At 68.5% G+C, this 16,973-nt stretch carries 17 protein-coding genes; 12 read left to right on the top strand and 5 right to left on the bottom strand.

Going from position 1 to position 16,973, the window contains the following annotated elements:
• Positions 1-71: 71 nt before the first annotated feature.
• Positions 72-680: an ATP-dependent Clp protease proteolytic subunit gene (locus tag AB0J62_RS16630; protein ID WP_363870736.1), complete on the top strand. Its 609-nt coding sequence runs from the start codon at positions 72-74 to the stop codon at positions 678-680.
• Here AB0J62_RS16630 and AB0J62_RS16625 read toward each other — a convergent pair.
• The gene (locus AB0J62_RS16625) at positions 677-1,747 is read right to left on the bottom strand and encodes a serine hydrolase domain-containing protein (RefSeq protein WP_363870733.1); all 1,071 of its coding nucleotides are present in this window, start codon (positions 1,745-1,747) and stop codon (positions 677-679) included. The two genes, AB0J62_RS16630 and AB0J62_RS16625, sit on opposite strands and share 4 nt — an antisense overlap.
• A gap of 44 nt (positions 1,748-1,791) precedes the next feature.
• Between AB0J62_RS16625 and AB0J62_RS16620 the strand changes: the two genes are divergently transcribed.
• Both AB0J62_RS16620 and AB0J62_RS16615 read left to right on the top strand, forming a co-directional pair.
• Positions 1,792-2,520, top strand: a complete 729-nt coding sequence (locus AB0J62_RS16620; RefSeq protein WP_363870730.1) for a PIG-L deacetylase family protein — start codon at positions 1,792-1,794, stop codon at positions 2,518-2,520.
• Positions 2,521-2,561: 41 nt separating this feature from the next.
• Complete coding sequence (locus AB0J62_RS16615) at positions 2,562-3,320, top strand: alpha/beta hydrolase (RefSeq protein WP_363870727.1); 759 nt, start codon at positions 2,562-2,564, stop codon at positions 3,318-3,320.
• 68 nt (positions 3,321-3,388) lie between these two features.
• Here the strand turns inward: AB0J62_RS16615 and AB0J62_RS16610 are convergent, their stop codons facing one another.
• Positions 3,389-4,711, bottom strand: coding sequence for a C1 family peptidase (locus AB0J62_RS16610; RefSeq protein WP_363870724.1), 1,323 nt, complete (start codon positions 4,709-4,711; stop codon positions 3,389-3,391).
• Between the two features lie 138 nt (positions 4,712-4,849).
• Between AB0J62_RS16610 and rpsR the strand changes: the two genes are divergently transcribed.
• Entirely contained in the window at positions 4,850-5,092 is a 243-nt protein-coding gene (gene rpsR, locus AB0J62_RS16605; RefSeq protein ID WP_130443954.1) for a 30S ribosomal protein S18, read from the top strand.
• Between the two features lie 12 nt (positions 5,093-5,104).
• Here the strand turns inward: rpsR and AB0J62_RS16600 are convergent, their stop codons facing one another.
• The 3 genes from AB0J62_RS16600 to AB0J62_RS16590 all read right to left on the bottom strand — a co-directional run bounded on the left by AB0J62_RS16600 (position 5,105) and on the right by AB0J62_RS16590 (position 8,175).
• Positions 5,105-6,097, bottom strand: a complete 993-nt coding sequence (locus AB0J62_RS16600; protein WP_363870720.1) for an ABC transporter permease — start codon at positions 6,095-6,097, stop codon at positions 5,105-5,107.
• A 63-nt stretch (positions 6,098-6,160) separates the two neighbouring features.
• Positions 6,161-6,802 (bottom strand): response regulator transcription factor, encoded by a 642-nt coding sequence (locus AB0J62_RS16595; protein ID WP_363870717.1) that lies wholly within the window; start codon positions 6,800-6,802, stop codon positions 6,161-6,163.
• Complete coding sequence (locus tag AB0J62_RS16590; RefSeq protein ID WP_363871986.1) at positions 6,799-8,175, bottom strand: PspC domain-containing protein; 1,377 nt, start codon at positions 8,173-8,175, stop codon at positions 6,799-6,801. Before AB0J62_RS16590 ends, AB0J62_RS16595 begins: the two co-directional genes overlap by 4 nt.
• A gap of 365 nt (positions 8,176-8,540) precedes the next feature.
• Here AB0J62_RS16590 and AB0J62_RS16585 point away from each other — a divergent pair, with 365 nt between their 5' ends.
• The 8 genes from AB0J62_RS16585 (at position 8,541) to AB0J62_RS16550 (ending at position 16,915) form a co-directional block, all read left to right on the top strand.
• Positions 8,541-9,878, top strand: a complete 1,338-nt coding sequence (locus AB0J62_RS16585) for a PspC domain-containing protein (RefSeq protein ID WP_363870714.1) — start codon at positions 8,541-8,543, stop codon at positions 9,876-9,878.
• On the top strand, positions 9,875-10,072 hold the full coding sequence (locus AB0J62_RS16580) for a hypothetical protein (RefSeq protein ID WP_363870710.1): 198 nt from the start codon (positions 9,875-9,877) through the stop codon (positions 10,070-10,072). Before AB0J62_RS16585 ends, AB0J62_RS16580 begins: the two co-directional genes overlap by 4 nt.
• Before the next feature lie 114 nt (positions 10,073-10,186).
• A complete protein-coding gene (locus AB0J62_RS16575; RefSeq protein ID WP_363870707.1) occupies positions 10,187-11,323 on the top strand; it encodes a Cmx/CmrA family chloramphenicol efflux MFS transporter in 1,137 nt (378 codons plus the stop codon).
• A gap of 26 nt (positions 11,324-11,349) precedes the next feature.
• Positions 11,350-11,574 (top strand): cold shock domain-containing protein, encoded by a 225-nt coding sequence (locus tag AB0J62_RS16570; protein WP_363870704.1) that lies wholly within the window; start codon positions 11,350-11,352, stop codon positions 11,572-11,574.
• Positions 11,575-11,631: 57 nt separating this feature from the next.
• Positions 11,632-12,783: an L-histidine N(alpha)-methyltransferase gene (locus AB0J62_RS16565; RefSeq protein WP_363870701.1), complete on the top strand. Its 1,152-nt coding sequence runs from the start codon at positions 11,632-11,634 to the stop codon at positions 12,781-12,783.
• The gene (locus AB0J62_RS16560) at positions 12,780-13,343 is read left to right on the top strand and encodes a hypothetical protein (protein WP_363870698.1); all 564 of its coding nucleotides are present in this window, start codon (positions 12,780-12,782) and stop codon (positions 13,341-13,343) included. Before AB0J62_RS16565 ends, AB0J62_RS16560 begins: the two co-directional genes overlap by 4 nt.
• A gap of 178 nt (positions 13,344-13,521) precedes the next feature.
• A complete protein-coding gene (locus AB0J62_RS16555) occupies positions 13,522-15,543 on the top strand; it encodes a hypothetical protein (RefSeq protein ID WP_363870695.1) in 2,022 nt (673 codons plus the stop codon).
• A 106-nt stretch (positions 15,544-15,649) separates the two neighbouring features.
• Positions 15,650-16,915 carry an extracellular solute-binding protein gene (locus tag AB0J62_RS16550; protein WP_363870692.1) on the top strand — a complete coding sequence of 422 codons (1,266 nt, stop codon included), beginning with the start codon at positions 15,650-15,652 and terminating at the stop codon, positions 16,913-16,915.
• Positions 16,916-16,973: the final 58 nt, after the last annotated feature.

Genomic DNA, 16,973 nt, shown 5'->3' with positions numbered 1-16,973 from the left:
CGCAGTGAGTTCATCAGTCAATACAGCGCCTGTCGTGTCTCATCCGCGCCCGGAGCGAAGCGAGGACGTGGATGAGCACCTACACGATCCCGAACGTGATCGCCCAGCACCCGCGGGGCGAGCGGATCATGGACGTCTACTCGCACCTGCTCAGTGAGCGCATCATCTACCTGGGTACGGCGATCGACGCCGGCGTCGCGAACGCGCTGATCGCACAGCTCCTGCACCTCGAGGTCGACAAGCCCGACCAGGAGATCAACCTGTACATCAACTGCGAGGGCGGCGACATGACCGCGATGCTCGCGATCTACGACACCATGCAGTACATCCAGTCGCCGGTCGCGACGTTCTGCGTCGGGCAGGCGATCTCGGCCGGGGCGGTCCTGCTGGCCGGCGGTGCGGCCGGGCGTCGCGCCGTACTGCCGCATGCTCGGGTCGTGCTGCACCAGCCGGCCGCGCGCGGTCAGGGCACGATCCCGGACCTGATCCTGCAGGCCGACGAGGTGGTGCGGGTCCGCGGCCAGGTCGAGTCGATCCTGGCCCGGCACACCGGTCAGTCGATCGAGCAACTGCGCCACGACACCGATCGCGACCACGTGCTGACGGCAGAAGGCGCCAAGTCGTACGGCCTCGTCGACCATGTGATCACCGAACGGCTCCCGGTCCCCGCGCTCGCCTAGCCGGCGGCCTCGAGCACCTTGTCGGCGACGGCGGCGTGGTGGGCGAGGTCGGCGGCAGGACGGCCGACCCGGTTGGTCAGGTACGCGTACGCGATCTGGCGATCCGGGTCGGCCCACCCGATGCAGCAGTTGCTTCCGTTGTGACCGAACGTCCGCGGGCTGCTGAGCGAGCCGAGCGCCGTCGACGCGTCCTCGATCCACCGCGGTCCACCGAGCTGGAACCCTTGCGACCAACGGATCGGCGCCCGCGCGGTCCGGTCGACCTCACCCTCGCTGCTCGGCTCGCACGCCACCGCAAGCGTCTCCGGCCACAGCAGCGCTCCGGCGAGCAACCCCTGATAGAACGTCACCAGGTCCCGCGCCGTCGCCGATATCCCAGCCGCCGGTACGACGGCCTCGCGCGTACTGCGCCGATTCACGACGGACTGGATGAACGGGCCGAGCGGACCCGCGGCGCGGATCGGCACATGCCGCTCCCACGCGTCGACGGGCAGCCCGAGGTACGTGTCGGCGACTCCGAGCGGGTCCAGGATGAACTGTCGGATCAGCTCGTGGATCGGGACTCCGCTGCAGCGCCGCGCGACCTCGCTGAGGATGAACCCGAAGGCGAGCGGGCTGTACGCGACCGTGCCGATCGGCCAGCGGGGCTTGGTCTCCTCGATCCGGCGCAGCGATCGGTTCCAGTCGGTCATCGCGCGGACCTCACCGACGTACGAGCCGGCGTTCGTCACGCCGGACCGGTGCCGCAGCACGTGACGGACGGTGATCTCGCGCTTCCCGTTCTCCCCGAACTCCGGCCAGTACGCCGCGACCGCGTCGTCCAGGTGCAGCCGGCCGGACTCGACAAGCTGGTGGATCACGACGGCGAGGTACGGCTTGCTCGCGGAGAACAGCCAGAACAATGCGTCCGGTGCACACCCGAAGGACCTGTCCACGACCACCCGGCCGTGGCGAACGACGCACAGCTGACCAGCAGCGCCGCGCGCCTCGATCAACTCAATCGCTTGTGTCAGTCCGGCGGGATCGAGGCCGGCGTCCTGCGGATCGCACGTGCCACCGAACTCCATGAATTCAACTGTGCCTGTCGGGGCAAACCGTTAGGGTCGTGACTGTGACAGTGCCTGAGGCGAATCCGCGGCCGGACAGTGAGATCGAGCGGGTTCTGGTGGTCGTCGCGCACCCCGACGACATCGACTTCGGCGGGGCCGGCACGGTCGCGTTGTGGACCAAGGCCGGTATCGACGTGCACTACTGCATCGTCACCGACGGTCAGGCCGGCGGCTTCGAGCCGGATCGCGATCGCGCCGAGATTCCCGCCGTACGACGGGCCGAGCAGACGGCCGCCGCCGAGCATGTCGGGGTCCACGACCTGCACTTCCTCGGGTACGTCGACGGCGCGGTCGAGCCGACGTTCGAGCTGGTCCGCGACATCAGCCGGGTGATCCGCACGGTCCGCCCGCAGCGCCTGCTCACGCAGTCGCCGGAGCGCGTCTGGTCCCGCCTCCAGGTCTCCCACCCGGACCACCTGGCCGCGGCCGAAGCTGCCGTGCGAGCGTTCTACCCGGCCGCCGGCAACCCGTACGCGTACACCGATCTGGCCGAGGAGGCCTGGGACGTCGACGAGCTGTGGATGATGGACCATCCAGACGTCAACCACCACGTCGACATCACCGACACCTTCGACCAGAAGCTGGCCGCCCTGATGTCCCACACCAGCCAGCACCGCGACTCCGATGCCATGGTCAGCGGAATCCGGGCACACTTCGCCGAGGTCGCCGCGGGCGCCGGCTTCCCGCCGAACCACTACGCCGAGGATTTCACCGTCATCCGGATGCAGTAATCGGTTTGCTGGGAAGCGGTTCGACCCGGGATGGTTCGACCATGACTATCTCGTACACCGTGGTCGGCGACGGGCCGACGGTTCTGCTCGTTCACGCCGGGGTCGCCGATGCCCGGATGTGGTCCGCCCTGGTGGAAGACCTCCGCGACGACCACCAGGTGATCACGCTCGACCTGCGTGGGTTCGGCGAGACGCCGCTCGAGGCCGGAGCGAAGTACTCCGACGCCGGTGATGTGCTCGCGGTTCTGGACGAGGTCGGCGCGGGCGCGGTGTCTGCCGTCGGAGCGTCGTACGGCGGGTATGTCGTACAGCAGGTGGCGAGCCGGGAGCCGGAGCGGTTCGCCCGCGTGGTCCTCCTGTGCGCCCCGACCGACAACGTCGAGCCGGACGAGGCACTGCGCGCACTCTGGGCCGAGGAGAACGCCTTGGTCGACGCCGGCGACGTCGCGGGCGCCACCGAGCTCACCGTCAACCGCTGGATCGGCCCCGACGCGACCGCCGAGTCCCGCGACCTCCTCCGCACCATGCAACGGCACGCGTACGACGTCCAACTGGCCGCCGGCGACGTCGACAACGAGGAATGGCCGGTCGAGCCCGAGCGGATCACCGCTCCCGTCTGGCTGGTCACCGGCGGCCACGACTTCCGCTTCTTCACCGACAGCGCCGACTACCTGGCCGAACGCCTCCCCACCTCCGACCGCACCGACCTGCCCTGGGCAGGCCACCTCCCGCTCCTGGAACGCCCCGCCGAAACCATCACCCTGATCCGAACAGCCCTCACCGACCCGGTCGATGAGTAATCCGGCGACGCACTGAACGTAGAACGGACCCCGGCCGAGGGCCGGGGTCCGTTTGTTCACTGGCTGGGTCAGTCGGCGAGGGCGCCCATCGGGTCCCAGGCCGGGAGAACGATCGGCTCGTCGTCGAGGCGGGCCTGGAGCTCGGCGGGCAGGGCGGACCGGCGTACGGCGATCTCGAAGACGTGCTCACCGAACCACGAGTCGTTCATGGTCCAGAAGCCGTTGTCGGCCTTCTCGTCGCCCCAGCTGTTCTCGACCCGCCAGCGCCGCGGCTTGCCGTCGACCAGGTCGACACCGGTGAATAGCATCGCGTGCGTCATCAGGGTCTCGTGGTGCACCAGCCGCTCGGCCTTGTCCAGCGTGAACTCGGTGTCGTAGACCGAGCCGTAGTCGTAGAGCTTGGCGTCCCAGAAACCGAGGTCGGAGTTCATCTGCTTGCCGACGTCGCAACCGAACCAGACCGGCTCGCCACCGACGATCGCGTCCTGGGTGAGCTGCTTCATCAGGTCGATCTCGACGTTCAGGTAGACCACCGGCGGGGCGTCGATGACGTTGCCGAGGTAGTCGACGGTGAAGGTCTTGCCGACCGGGCTGGTCTTCCGCGGGTCGTGCACGAGGCAGACGTAGTCGTCGACCGGCAGCTGCACGTACTCCGCCGCGAACTCGGTCGGCGTGGTCCAGCCGTCACGGTGGAAGCCCTTGTCGGAGTCCTTCCACTGCCACAGGAACTTCTGCGGCGGCGTGCCGAGGTGGATGCTCAGCACCCGGTGCACGGTGGTCAGGATCTCGCGCTTGCGCTCGCGGCGGGCCTCGTCACCCTCCAGCGCCCGCAGGTCGCGCGCGCCCTGACGCAGCAGCTTGCGCAGCGTGTCGTTCAGCTGGGCGGTCGCGGACGAGCTCTCGGTCTCCGGCATCGCCGACTTCGGCACCAGGCCGTGCTTGCGGACGAGCGCGATGAACATGTTCCACTGGCCGCCGTCGCTGATCGGGTCGGACAGCAGGTGCGCCACCGTCCGGTCGTCGGCGTCCCGGTCGGCGGTCTCGATCATCGCCTCGAGGAAGAAGTTGGCCCGCTCGAACTTGTCCCAGAACAGCACGTAGTTCTGCGAGAACTCGAAGTCCTTGACCCCGAGCTTCCCGGCCGCGCCGACCCGGAGCAGGTTGAGCCCGGCGAACATCCAGCACCGGCCGCTCTTCTTCTGGTTCGTCACCTTCCAGTCGTCCAGAAGGTTCGACACCGAATGATCGATCGAGGTGACGACCTGACGGTCGAGGGCAATGCTGTTGACCGGCGTCTGCGTGACGGCGTTCTGCATCACCCGGTACTGCGGGTTCGACGCGAACTCCTTCTCGAAGAGCGCGAGCTGATCGGCTGTGAGATTCCGCTCCATAAGAGTCGACGGTATAACAGCCACCAAGACCGGAGCGCCGCTACCGGGGTGGCGAATCCATGCCCTGGCCGAAACGCGCCACCGATGGGACGCCTGAGTTACGCTAGTTGAAAACGACATTCAAGAAGGAGTGGCGTCATGGCCCGACGTCCGGCCCCGACCGGCAAGCGCAAGCCGAAGCAGAACCCGCTCGACCGCGACGGCATCACCTACATCGACTACAAGGACACCGCGCTGCTGCGGAAGTTCATCTCCGACCGCGGCAAGATCCGCTCCCGCCGGGTGACCGGACTGTCGGTGCAGCAGCAGAAGCAGGTCGCCCGCGCGATCAAGAACGCCCGCGAGATGGCCCTGCTGCCGTACACGTCGGCCGGCCGCTGACCGGCTCCTGAGCTACTGCAGCCGGACCCGGGGATCGATCACGCTGTAGGCGAGGTCGACGATCAGGTTCATCGCGACCAGCAGCACCGAGCCGAGCAGCACCGTGCCCATGATCACCGGCAGGTCGTAGTCGCTGACCGCGTCCAGCGCCAGGACGCCGAGCCCCGGCAGGTCGAAGATCTTCTCGGTGAAGATCGCCCCGGACAGGCTGGCGGCCAGGTCGAGGCCGAAGATCGTGACGACCGGGATCAGCCCGGCCCGGAGCGCGTGCCGGTAGGTGACGGCCCGGTCCGACAGCCCCTTGGCCCGGGCGGTGCGGATGAAGTCCTCGTTCAGCGTCTCCACCATCGATCCGCGGGAGTAGCGCGCGTAGTCGGTGCACCCGTACAGGCTCAGGATCACCCACGGCGCCACCAGCCCGGTGAACCAGTGCAACGGGCTCTCGAGCGGCGACACCCAGCCGCTCCGGGGCAGGATCGGGTAGAGGATCGTCAGGTAGAGCGCCGCCATCAGGCCGACGATGTAGTACGGCACCGAGCTGATCAGCAGCGTCCCGCTCATCATCAGCCGGTCCCCCGGCGTGCCGCGTCGTCTGGCCGCCATCGCGCCGGCCGACACGCCGATCGTCAGCACGAGTACGCCGTACCCGAGGACCAGCGAGGCGGTCACCGGCAGCCGGGCCATCAACGTGCCGGTCACCGGGCGGTCGTTCTTGAACGAGAAGCCCAGGCAAGGCACCGAGCAGTGCTGGACCACGCCCGACGTCTCGAAATCACGGCCGACCACGATGCCCTTGGCGTACCGGCTGAACTGCTGGACCTTGGGCTCGTCGAGGTGCAGGTTCGCCCTGATCTCGTTGTACCGCGACTGCGGGCACTTGCGTTCACCGCAGATCGCCGCCGCCGGATCCGTCGGCGCGATGAAGAACAGCGCGAACGTCGCGACCAGCGTCACCGCGACCACGCTGAGCGCGGACGCCAGCCGGCGCACCACGTAATGCAACACGGCACTGCCCCCCTCGAAATCCCACTCGGTCGGTGGAGATTACCTCGAAGGGGGCAGTCAGGGTCAGACCAGGCGGCGGTCGGTTGCCCAGCGGGTCAGTTCGTGCCGGTTGGACAGCTGCAGCTTCCGCAGTACCGAGGAGACGTGGGTCTCGACGGTCTTCACCGAGATGAACAGCTCGCGGGCGACCTCCTTGTAGGCGTAGCCGCGCGCGATCAGCCGCAGTACCTCACGCTCACGCTGTGAGAGCCGGTCGAGGTCCTCGTCCACCGCGGCGATGTCGATCGCGCCGGAGAAGGCGTCCAGCACGAAGCCGGCCAACCGCGGCGAGAAGACCGCGTCACCGTCGGCGACCCGGTTGATCGCGTCGATCAGCTCGGTGCCGGAGATGTTCTTGGTCACGTACCCGCGGGCGCCGGCCCGGATCACGCCGATCACGTCCTCGGCCGCGTCCGACACCGACAGCGCGAGGAACTTGATGTCGGGGTGCCGCTGGTGCACCTGCTTCATCACCTCGGTGCCACCGCCGCCGGGCAGGTGCACGTCGAGCAGTACGACGTCGGGCTCGGTGCCGACGATCGCCTTGACCGCGGTGTCGACGTCGGATCCCTCCCCGACGATGTCGACCGAGGCGCCGATCTCGCTGCGCACCCCGGCCCGGAACATGTCGTGATCGTCGACGACGACAACGCGCCTGCTGCTCATCTGTCCATCTCCAGTCGCACCTCGGTGCCAGTCTCCGGATCGGACCGCACTGTTGCGCGGCCGCCGTGCCGTTCCATCCTGCCCATCACACTGTGCCGCAAGCCCAGCCGGTCGTCGGGTACCTCGTCGACGTCGAAGCCCTTGCCCCGGTCGCGGACGAACATCTCCACCCGGTCGCCGTCGACCTCGACGAACACGTCGATCTTCGCTGCACCGGAGTGCTTGGCGGCGTTCACCATCGACTCGCGGGCGGCCCGCACCATCGACGACAGTCCCTCGGTCAGATCGCAATCTCCGACCGTGATCACCTCGATCGGCACACCGTGCGAATCCTCGACCTCGGCCGCGGCCCGCTTCGCCGCGCTGGCGATGGTCTGGTCAGTGGTGTCGTCCTCGTCGTACAGCCAGGACCGCAGCTCGCGCTCCTGCGAGCGGGCCAGCCGGGTCACCGCCTTCGGGTCCTCGGCCTGCTTCTGGATCAGCGCGAGCGTCTGCAGGACCGAGTCGTGCAGGTGCGCGGCCATATCGGCACGCTCCTGCGAGCGGACCCGCTCAGCGCGCTCGGCGTTCAGGTCGCGGCTCAGCCGGTGCACCCACGGCCCGGCGATCACACCGATACCGACGACGGCGAGCAGCAGAGCGATGAGTACGTCGCCGACCATCGACAGGCGGCCGTTCTGGACCAGGAACAGGGTGACCGCGGTACCGATCAGGATCAGGCCGACGGCGATCCGGATCAGCGACTTCCAGCCGCCCTTGCCGAGCACGAGGCCGAGGATCGGAACGCGGATGTCCTGCGTCCACTTGTCCTTCTGGTTCTCGTCGGCCTGCCGCCAGATCAGCGCCAGACCGGTCGCGGCGAACACCAGCGGCCAGAACAACTTCCCGGCGATCCCGAACCCGGCGACCTGCAGCAGCAGGCACAGACCGATGCCGATGGCCACCAATGCAGGTAGCTGGCCGCGGCTCTTCTCCCGCTTCCGCTGCTTCGCCTCGGCCACCGGGGGCGGCGGCTCGTCGGAGCGCATTCCGCTGCGGGTGTGCGCGGCCAGTCCAGGCGCGGCCGGCACGTTGTCCGGAGCGAGCGGCATCAGGAACCACAGGGCCGCATAGATCAGTACGCCGAAGCCGCCGAACACCGTCGTCGCGATCAGAACCAGCCGCACCATGGTGTCGGAGACGCCCAGGTGGTCCGCGATCCCGCCGGCCACACCAGCGACCACGCGACCTTCTGTACGCCGGTATGCCCGGCGAGGCGGGTCCGTGGGCTGCCGAGGGGGAAAGGCTCCGCCGACTCCCGATGGCGGTCCAGCCTGACCAGGCGGCGGGGTCCATGCGCGCTGCTGACCACCAGCGGCGTGCTCCGCGGCCATGCGGGCGGCGTAAGCGGCGTACGGGCCTTGGTACTGGGCCGGGCCTTGCGGGCCCCAGCCTTTGTAACGCCACTGCTCCTGGCCATCGGGCGCAGCCTGGGCAGGGGGTTGCTCGGGCCGGCCTCCGTTCGTGGAGGTCCCGCCCGGCGGCGCGGCTGCTGGCTGGCTCATCACCACGATCGTCACATGTGGACGGGCCGCACACCAGCAGGCTTGTCCCGGGCCGCCTCCTCAGCGCCCGCCCGCCTGGCTCAGGGTCGCCTCGGGGAGAACCCCGAAACCCTCGCCTGCCACGCGCCGACTCCGGGGATCGTCAGGGTGCATCCCGATGGTCCGCATCTGACCAAGGTGTGAGTATCGATGACATGGAGCAGAACCAGAGTGGACCCGGTGGGTTCGACCGCGACCGCCTGCAGAACCCGCAGACGTGGCGGCGCAGCAGGTCGGACCGTTGGGTCTCCGGTGTCTGCGGCGGCATCGGCCGCGCGCTGAACATCGACCCCGTGCTGATCCGCGTGGTCATGGCCGTACTGATCCTCAGCGGCCCCGGGATCATCTTCTACATCGCCGCCTGGGCGATGATGCCCGACGAGGGCAGCGACCGCTCGGCGGCGCAGAATCTGCTCGGTGACCGGATCCGTCCCGACCACCCGTGGTTGTGGCCGGTCGTGATCGGCGCCTGTGTCTTCGCCGCGATCGCGATGATGTCGTCGTTCGACTTCGGCCGCTTCGTTCCCGGGCCGCTGATCGTGCTCGCGGTGATCTGGGTGGTGGCCAAGCAGCGCAAGAACGGCGGGATCGGCCGCGGCCGGCGGAACCAGTACATGGGCGGCCCGAACGCGAACTGGACCGGACAGGATACCAACTGGACCGGTCGCCCGCAGGACACCCCGCCCGCTCAGCAAGCCACTTCGGCGTACGCACCGTCCCAGAACGACCCGTCAGCTCCCCCGGCGGGTCCGTCGTCCTCGGCCACACAGCGACCCCAGGACCGCACCGTCGAACCGGTCCAGCCTGTGTGGACCGAGGACGACCCTCTCGGCCTGTACGTCGACGAGCCGGCCGGCACCACCCCGCCGGTCAGCACCCGGCCGGCCGGACCGCCCGCGAAGGGCATGCGCGGGATCAAGTCGATCGTCGTCGTACTGACCGGTCTCGCGATCGGCATCGCGGCGCTGGCGGGCGCGTCGACGGCGACCATGCTGGTCGTCGGCCTGGCCACACTCGGCGCCGGCATGTTGCTCGGCGGGTTCGTCGGCCGCACGCTGGCCCTGCTGCCGCTGGGCATCCTGCTCGCGGCCGGTGCGGTGGCGAGCACGGTGTTCCCGAACGTGCCGCACAACTTCGCCGACACCAACTACGTCGCGCCGACCGGGCAGACCATCACCGCGACCGGGACGAGCTACCAGTTCGACGCCGGCTCGGTGCATCTCGACCTGACCCACGCGAAGTTCGGCCCGGGCGCGAAGGTCGACGTCCACGGCGGTGCCGGCGAGGTGATCGTCAAGGTCCCCGCGGACGTCGACGTGACCGGAAACCTGTCGGCCGAAATGGGAGACGTAGCCTTCCTCGACCAGCACCAGGGCGGCCATAATGCCGAGCTGAACCTCAACGACCTCGGCACGGACGGCAAGGCCGGTCCGCAGCAGGTCACCCTGGACCTGGACGTCAGGCTGGGCAGCATCAAGGTGGAGCGCGGATGAGCCAGCCACGAAAGACCGGACCCACCCGGCCGGACGTTCCCGGCGTGGTCGCCGGGGCCGTCCTGACCGGCGCTGCCACGATCTGGATGCTGACCGAGAACGGCGTCCTGCAGACCGACGACCTCGGCGTCACCAGCGCCTTGCTACTGGTCGCGGCAGGCGTCCTAGGCCTGGCCGCCTCCCGCCGCGGCTAACTCGGTGGACGGCGTCCCGGCCGTTGCCTAAGCTCCACGCCATGTCCAGCCCGGAGGCCGACAGACCGTAACCACCGATGACGCATTCCATCGATGGTCTACGGGAGTATCTCCATGCCTTTCGTGCTGTACCTGCTCGGCCTGGCCGTGTTCGCCCAGGCGACCTCCGAATTCATGCTGTCCGGGCTCGGCCCGGACATCGCCCACGACCTGGGCGTTTCCATCCCCACCGCCGGCTGGCTGACGTCGGCCTTCGCGCTCGGCATGATCGCCGGCGCCCCGGCGATCGCCGTCCTCGGCGCCCGGTGGCCGCGCCGGCGGACGTTGCTGGTGACGCTGAGCGTGTTCCTCGCCGTCCATGTGGTCGGCGCGCTGACGACCAGCTTCACCGTTCTGCTGATCACGCGGGTCCTGGCCGCGCTCGCGAACGCCGGCTTCCTGGCCGTCGCGCTCGCCACCGCCACCAGCCTGGTCCGCCCGGACGCCAAGGGCCGGGCGACGTCGGTCCTGCTCGGCGGTACGACGCTCGCGTGCATCGTCGGCGTACCGGCGGGCGCCCTGCTGGGCTCGGCCCTCGGCTGGCGGTCCGCGTTCTGGGCGGTCGCGATCATCTCGCTGCCCGCGCTGGCGGCGATCCTGCGCTCGGTCCCCGCCCGGGGCAGCGGCCCGGTCACGATGCGGCTCGGGATCCGGCCGCGGCTCGTCGTACTGCTGCTGCTCGGAGCCTTCGTCAACGGCGCGACGTTCTGCTCGTTCACGTACTTGGCCCCGATCGTGACCGATGTCACCGGTCTCGGCGTCGGCTGGGTGCCGCTCGTACTGGCGCTGTTCGGCCTCGGCTCGTTCGCCGGCGTCACCGTCGCCGGCCGGTACGCCGACCGCGGCGACCACCTGCTCGTACTGGTTGCCAGTGGCATCTTGCTGCTCGGCTGGTGCGCATTCGCCCTGACCGCCGCTCACGTCGTACCGACCGTCGTTCTCGCTTTCCTGCAAGGCGGTCTGTCGTTCGCGGTCGGCTCGACGCTGATCGCCTACGCCCTGTACGCCGGTGCCGAATCGCCGGTCCTGACAGGGGGTCTCGCGACTGCCGCGCTGAACGTCGGAGCGGCCGCCGGGCCGGTCCTCGGCGGGCTCGCGATCGGGGCCGTCGGGTTCCGCGGGCCGCTGTGGGTCAGCGCCGCGCTCGTGGGCACCGCGCTCTGCGTGGCGGCAGGCTCGGTTAGGCTTGTTGATCGCGAGGGGCCTGGATAAGCGGGTCCCGTGGTCGAGGAGTTCCGATGGTGCGCGGCACCGTGAAGTGGTTCAACGCCGACAAGGGCTACGGTTTTCTTGCCGTCGAGACCGGTGGCGACACCGACGGCAACGACGTCGACGACGTGTTCGTGCACTGGAGCAAGATCGTGTCGGACGGCTACAAGACCCTCGAGGACGGCCAGCAGGTCGAGTTCCAGATCGTCGACGGGCCGAAGGGCCGCGAGGCCGACGCGGTGACCCCGATCTGACCAGCGGTATGGTCCGGCAACCGATAATCTGACGTCTCATCGTGTGAGGGGTGGGACGTGGCAGAGCCGGTACCCGTGATCCGGAAGCTCGAGCATGCGCTGGCCGACGACGATTTCGCCTGGTCGCTGCTGCTCGTCGGTGAGGATCAGACCGACAAGCTCGCGACGCTGACCGGCGACCTGCGCGGGCCGGTGTCGACCACCGGCGACGGCAAACAGATCACGTCCGGCTTCTCGTACTGGGGTATCGGCCCGACCATCGCCTGGGCGAACGCCACCAACGACCCGTTCTACCTGGTCATGAAGGCCGGCGCGGAGTCGTTCCTGCGGCACTGGCGAAAGGTCCGTCCGCACGTCGAGAACGGCGGCTTCCACCTGGTCAGCCTCGGCGTCGGCACCGGCGTGAAGGACCGCACGATCCTCAGCGACATGCTCCGGAACAACCGGGACATGTATTACATCCCGGTCGACATGAGCTCCGAGATGCTGCGGATGGGCACGCTGGAGCCGGTCCGGGGCGCCCGCTTCCCGGTGTCGCAGGTGCTGCCGGTGCAGCTCGACTTCTCGATCGCCGACAACATGGACGAGCTCACGCAGATGCTCGCCCGGCTGGTCGGCAACGACCCGATCCTGTTCACGCTCACCGGCAACACGCTGGCCAACTTCGAGAGCGACGAGGAACTGCTCAGCATCCTGACCGGGGTGCTGCGGCCGCAGGACCGGCTGCTGCTCGAGGTCGCGAGTACGACCCGGCTGGACCAGGAGACCGCGGACGCGGCCGCCGACGAGTATCACCAGACCCGCGCGTTCGCGGAGTTCGTCACCAGCGCGCTGCGGTACAACACCGATCTCAAGATCAACAACGACCGGGTCAAGTTCATCGGCGAGGTCGAGGACGAGGACGCGCTGCTGGTCAAGATCCTCTGGCAGAACGACACCGACGCCGAGATCCGGATGGAGCTGCCGGACCACACCGAGGTGGTGCTGCCGATCGGTGACACGATCCGCCTCTACACCACCCGGAAGTACTCCACGGCCCGGCTGAAGCGGCTCACCGAGGCCTGCCGGCTGACGCCGGTCGAGGCGATCCAGTCCCAGTTCCGGTACACCCGCCGTCCGAACCCGTTCGGCCTCGAGCTGCTCCTGCTCGCGCCGGATGCGGCCGGTGAGACGGCGCACAGCCTCGCCGACGACATCTGGGCGACATGACCCGGCGGACCGTCGTCACCGTGGTGACGTACGGCCTGCTCGCAGTGGCGTTCGTTCTCGGCATCATCTGGTTCTTCTGGCCGGGAAACTCGCGGTGGGAGCCGGCCGTCAACACCCTCACCCTGGTCGCCGGCCTGAGCGGCATCTTCGTCGAGCGGCTCACGGCCGAGGCAGAGCGGCGTACCGAAGTACTGCGTGCTGTGGTGGACGAGCTGCAGGAGAACACCCGGCTGCTGAACGACGAGCGGTTCTCGCCGGACGCGCCGACCTCACGCCAGGTGTACCCGCGGCTGGTGGTGTCCGCGGTGGATCTCGCGCTGGTGTCGGGTGCGCTCGGACTGCACCGGGACGCAGACCTGGTCGGGCTGCTGCATCGCTGGCGGGACACCGTGCATCTGTTCAACCGCCGGCTCGACCTGACCGAGATCAGCACGTTCTCGAACACGATCTCGCCGGCCGAGCTGGCCGCCTTCCACCGCGCCCTGCACCGCGAGAACAGCTACTTCGCCGCCACTCGTGGGATGCTGCAGAATCTGCTCGCCACCATCCCGCAGCCTTAACGGCCGAGGCCGAAACCGAAGCTCCTGCTGCCACACACCCCTCCCCCGCCCCTGAGCGAAGCGAAGGGCGGGTTGATCTTTCCTTCATTGGGTTTTTCTGCCGAGACGTTGACTTCGTGATGCCGTCGGAGCTTCACTTTCGGACAGGACCGTAAATACGGCACCCCGGAGGCATCGCATGCGATCAGCCCGCTCGCTCATCGCGGTGGCACTCGCCGCCGTACTCGTCACGACCCTGACCACTCCCGCTGCTCAGGCCGGGCATCATCCGCCGACAGCGACCCTGACCTCGTTGGGCGTTCCGCTGTCCGACGTACTGCTGATCGGCGGTACCGTCGCACCCGGCCCGAACGGCAAGACCGCGATCTGGAACGTGTCCAGCGGCAGTCCGGCGTACCTCAACGCCATCGACCCGGCCACCGGCGACAGCCTGCTGTCAGCGGCGCTGCCCGGCGCGGACGGCAGTTACGCGGTCGCCGCCGCGCCCGACGGCACGATCTACGCCGGCACGTACAACAACGGCCACCTGTACCGGTTGAAGCCCGGCGCGACCACGGCCGAGGATCTGGGCCGGCCACTCGCGTCGGAGACGTTCATCCTGCGGATCACCGTCGACGAGCAGGGCAATGTGTACGGCGGTACGTACCCGCACGGGCGGGTGTTCAGCTACGACCACGCGACCGGCGCCGTCCGCGACTACGGCACGATCAAGGCCGGCCAGGGGTACGTCAAGAGCATCGACTACGCCGACGGCAAGCTCTACACCGGCACAGAGCCGGATGCGTACTTCCAGGAGATCGACGTGGCCACGGGGGCGGTCACCGAGATCCCGGCGCCGCCGACGATGGGCGACCCGAAGGACAAGGTCGTCTACGACCTCAACGTCCGCGGCGGCCGCGTGTACACCCGGGTCAGTACGGCGTTCCCCGGCCCGATGTACGTCTGGGACATCGCGTCGCGGACCTGGGTCGACGAGATCCCGAACGAGCACGGCCTGGACATCTCGCCGATCGGCGCGGACGGCTCGCTGTACATGATCCAGGCGAGCGAGCTGAAGAAGTACGACCCGGCCACCAAGACCTTGACCGGGACCGGCCTGACCTTCACCGGCCGGATCCAGAACGCCCGCTCGATCGGGTACGCCGACCTGGACCTCCCGGACTACCCGGGGACCAGCGTGGTCGGCACGCTCTGGCGCGGCGAGGAGTTCCGGTACAACCCGCAGACCGGCAAGTCCGAGATCTTCCAGACCAAGGTCCGGCGGGAGCCGATCGAGATCCTGTCCGTGGCCGGCGGCAAGGACAACATCTACGCCGGCGGCTTCCTGAACGGCGGCGTGTCCGTCGTCAACCCGGACACCGGCGCCGCGACGTTCAACCGGTTCTCGCAGGTCGAGGCGCTGATGGAAAGCTCGAACGGCACGGTCTGGATCGGCGCCTATCCGGAGGCCCGCCTCTACGCATACGACACGTCGAAGCCGTGGAGCAGTCCGGAGTACTCCCCGGGGCCGCCCGGTACGCCGGACAACCCGGTCCAAGCGCTCAACCTGAAGCCGGACCTGTTCCAGACCCGGGCCCGCGCACTGGCCGAGGTGAACGGCAAGATCGCGGTCGGCACCGTGCCGGACGGCGACCGGCTCGGCGGCGCACTGGTCATCTACGACCCGAAGACCGGTACGGCGGAGAAGTACCGCAACGTCGTCCAGGACGAGTCGGTCTTCGGCCTCACCGCGAACTGCGGCATCGTGTACGGCGGCACGTCGATCGCCGGCGGGCTGACCACCACACCGCCGACCCGGGAAGCGGGCACAGTATTCGCGTGGGACGTGGCCAAGAAGCAGAAGCTCTGGGAGACCGTGCCGGTGCCGGGTGCGGCGACGGTCTCGTCGGTCACGATCGGGCCGGACGGCCTGCTGTGGGGCGTCGCGGGCAAGACAGTGTTCGCGGTGGCCCCCGACAGCGGCAAGCTGAAGAAGTCGTTCACGCTCGGTACGACGACCTCGAGCGGGGACATCGTGTCCACACCGGAGGCTGTCTACGTGAGCATCGACCTGAACAAGATCTACCGGATCGAGCCCGGCAAGAAGGCGGTGCCGACGCTGTTCGTCGAGCACGCGCACCGGCGGCTCGGGGTCCGGGGAGATCATCAACTGCTGATGACGAGCGGGTCCGAGCTGTTCCGGATTGATATCAGCCGTTGACAGCAGAAATTCCGCCCGGCTACTTTCGGTCCTGACCGTTATTCGCCAAAAACTGTCCAACGCTGCACTACTTCCGGCCCTGACTTCCGGACACCCTGGGGGTGCGATGAAATCCAGCGTCCGCCGCATCGCGGCACCACTCACGGCACTCGTACTCGCCGCCGCGCTCAGTTCCTGCGGCGGCGGCGACTCGGGCTCGTCGGACTCGAAGAAGAGCGTCACGCTCTGGATGTACCCGGTGATCGCCGACCAGGCGGCCAGCGACGCCTACTGGAAGAAGGTCGAGACCGACTTCGAGGCGGCGAACTCCGGGATCGACCTGAAGCTGGAGATGCAGCCCTGGGCGAACCGGGAGGAGAAGGTCGCGGCGGCGTTCTCCGGCAAGAAGGGCCCGGATGTCCTGCTGATGATCCCGGACCAGATCCCGCAGTACGTCAAGAGCGGCTCGCTGGAGCCGATCGACGACGTGGTCGCGCCGGAGAAGGACAAGTTCCTGCCGGCCGCTATCCCGGGTCTGAGCGTGGACGGCAAGGTGTACGGCGCACCGATCTACCACACCGTCACCTCGACGATGTACAACAAGACCGTGCTGGCCAAGGCCGGGATCGCCAAGCCGCCGGAGACCTGGGACGAGATCAAGGCTGCCGCGCCGAAGATCAAGGCGGCCGGGTTCTCGACGCTGGACTACTCCGCCGCTCCCGAGGCGACGCTGAACCTGAACTTCTACCCGTTGCTGTGGCAGGCCGGCGGCAAGGTGTTCGCCGACGACGGGAAGTCGGTGACGTTCAACCAGGCTCCGGGTCTGGAGGCGCTGACGTTCCTGAAGTCGCTGTGGGACGAGGGCGCGATCCCGAAGACCGCGATCAGCGCGGGGAACGTGGTCGCCGACTCGCCGTTCGGCAAGGGTCAGGTCGCGATGACGATGACCAGCGTGCCGGCCGACGTCGCGACGGTCACCAAGACCTGGGGCGCCGCGAACGTCGAGATCGGGTCGCCGCTGACCGGCAAGAAGCAGGTCGGGTTCGGACTGCCGGGCGGTCTGGTGCTGAACGCGGCGTCGGACAACGTCGACGCGTCGAAGAAGTTCCTGTCGTTCATGATGCAGGCGGCCCAGCTGGACGCGCTGAGCAAGGCGTCCGGGTTCTACTCGCCGCGGACCGATGCCAAGTCCGAGTCGACCGACCCGAACGCGGCCAAGTTCCGTGACGCCCTGCAGTACGCCGTACCGGGCGAACCGAACGCGTCCGCGCGCCAGGTGATGTCGTTCCTGAGCACGGAGATCCAGGCCGTCCTCACCGGCAAGAAGCAACCCCAGCAAGCCCTCGACGACGCAGCCAAACAAGCCAACGACCTCCTGTCGAGACAGCGTTGACGGAGGCACGCCAGGTGCCGGACACGGGTCGGGCGGGACCCGTGTCCGGTCGGCGCAG

Source organism: Kribbella sp. NPDC049584, assembly GCF_040675555.1.
GTDB lineage: Bacteria > Actinomycetota > Actinomycetes > Propionibacteriales > Kribbellaceae > Kribbella.
This window is presented reverse-complemented; position numbering and strand designations above follow the sequence as displayed.

Bases quoted from the DNA above. Each gene is read 5' to 3' on its own strand.
- AB0J62_RS16630 (WP_363870736.1), top strand. From the start codon at position 72: ATGAGCACCTACACGATCCCGAACGTGATCGCCCAGCACCCGCGGGGC.
- AB0J62_RS16625 (WP_363870733.1), bottom strand. From the start codon at position 1,747: ATGGAGTTCGGTGGCACGTGCGATCCGCAGGACGCCGGCCTCGATCCC.
- AB0J62_RS16615 (WP_363870727.1), top strand. From the start codon at position 2,562: ATGACTATCTCGTACACCGTGGTCGGCGACGGGCCGACGGTTCTGCTC.
- AB0J62_RS16610 (WP_363870724.1), bottom strand. From the start codon at position 4,711: ATGGAGCGGAATCTCACAGCCGATCAGCTCGCGCTCTTCGAGAAGGAG.
- rpsR (WP_130443954.1), top strand. From the start codon at position 4,850: ATGGCCCGACGTCCGGCCCCGACCGGCAAGCGCAAGCCGAAGCAGAAC.
- AB0J62_RS16595 (WP_363870717.1), bottom strand. From the start codon at position 6,802: ATGAGCAGCAGGCGCGTTGTCGTCGTCGACGATCACGACATGTTCCGG.
- AB0J62_RS16590 (WP_363871986.1), bottom strand. From the start codon at position 8,175: ATGGCCGCGGAGCACGCCGCTGGTGGTCAGCAGCGCGCATGGACCCCG.
- AB0J62_RS16585 (WP_363870714.1), top strand. From the start codon at position 8,541: ATGGAGCAGAACCAGAGTGGACCCGGTGGGTTCGACCGCGACCGCCTG.
- AB0J62_RS16580 (WP_363870710.1), top strand. From the start codon at position 9,875: ATGAGCCAGCCACGAAAGACCGGACCCACCCGGCCGGACGTTCCCGGC.
- AB0J62_RS16575 (WP_363870707.1), top strand. From the start codon at position 10,187: ATGCCTTTCGTGCTGTACCTGCTCGGCCTGGCCGTGTTCGCCCAGGCG.
- AB0J62_RS16570 (WP_363870704.1), top strand. From the start codon at position 11,350: ATGGTGCGCGGCACCGTGAAGTGGTTCAACGCCGACAAGGGCTACGGT.
- AB0J62_RS16560 (WP_363870698.1), top strand. From the start codon at position 12,780: ATGACCCGGCGGACCGTCGTCACCGTGGTGACGTACGGCCTGCTCGCA.
- AB0J62_RS16555 (WP_363870695.1), top strand. From the start codon at position 13,522: ATGCGATCAGCCCGCTCGCTCATCGCGGTGGCACTCGCCGCCGTACTC.
- AB0J62_RS16550 (WP_363870692.1), top strand. From the start codon at position 15,650: ATGAAATCCAGCGTCCGCCGCATCGCGGCACCACTCACGGCACTCGTA.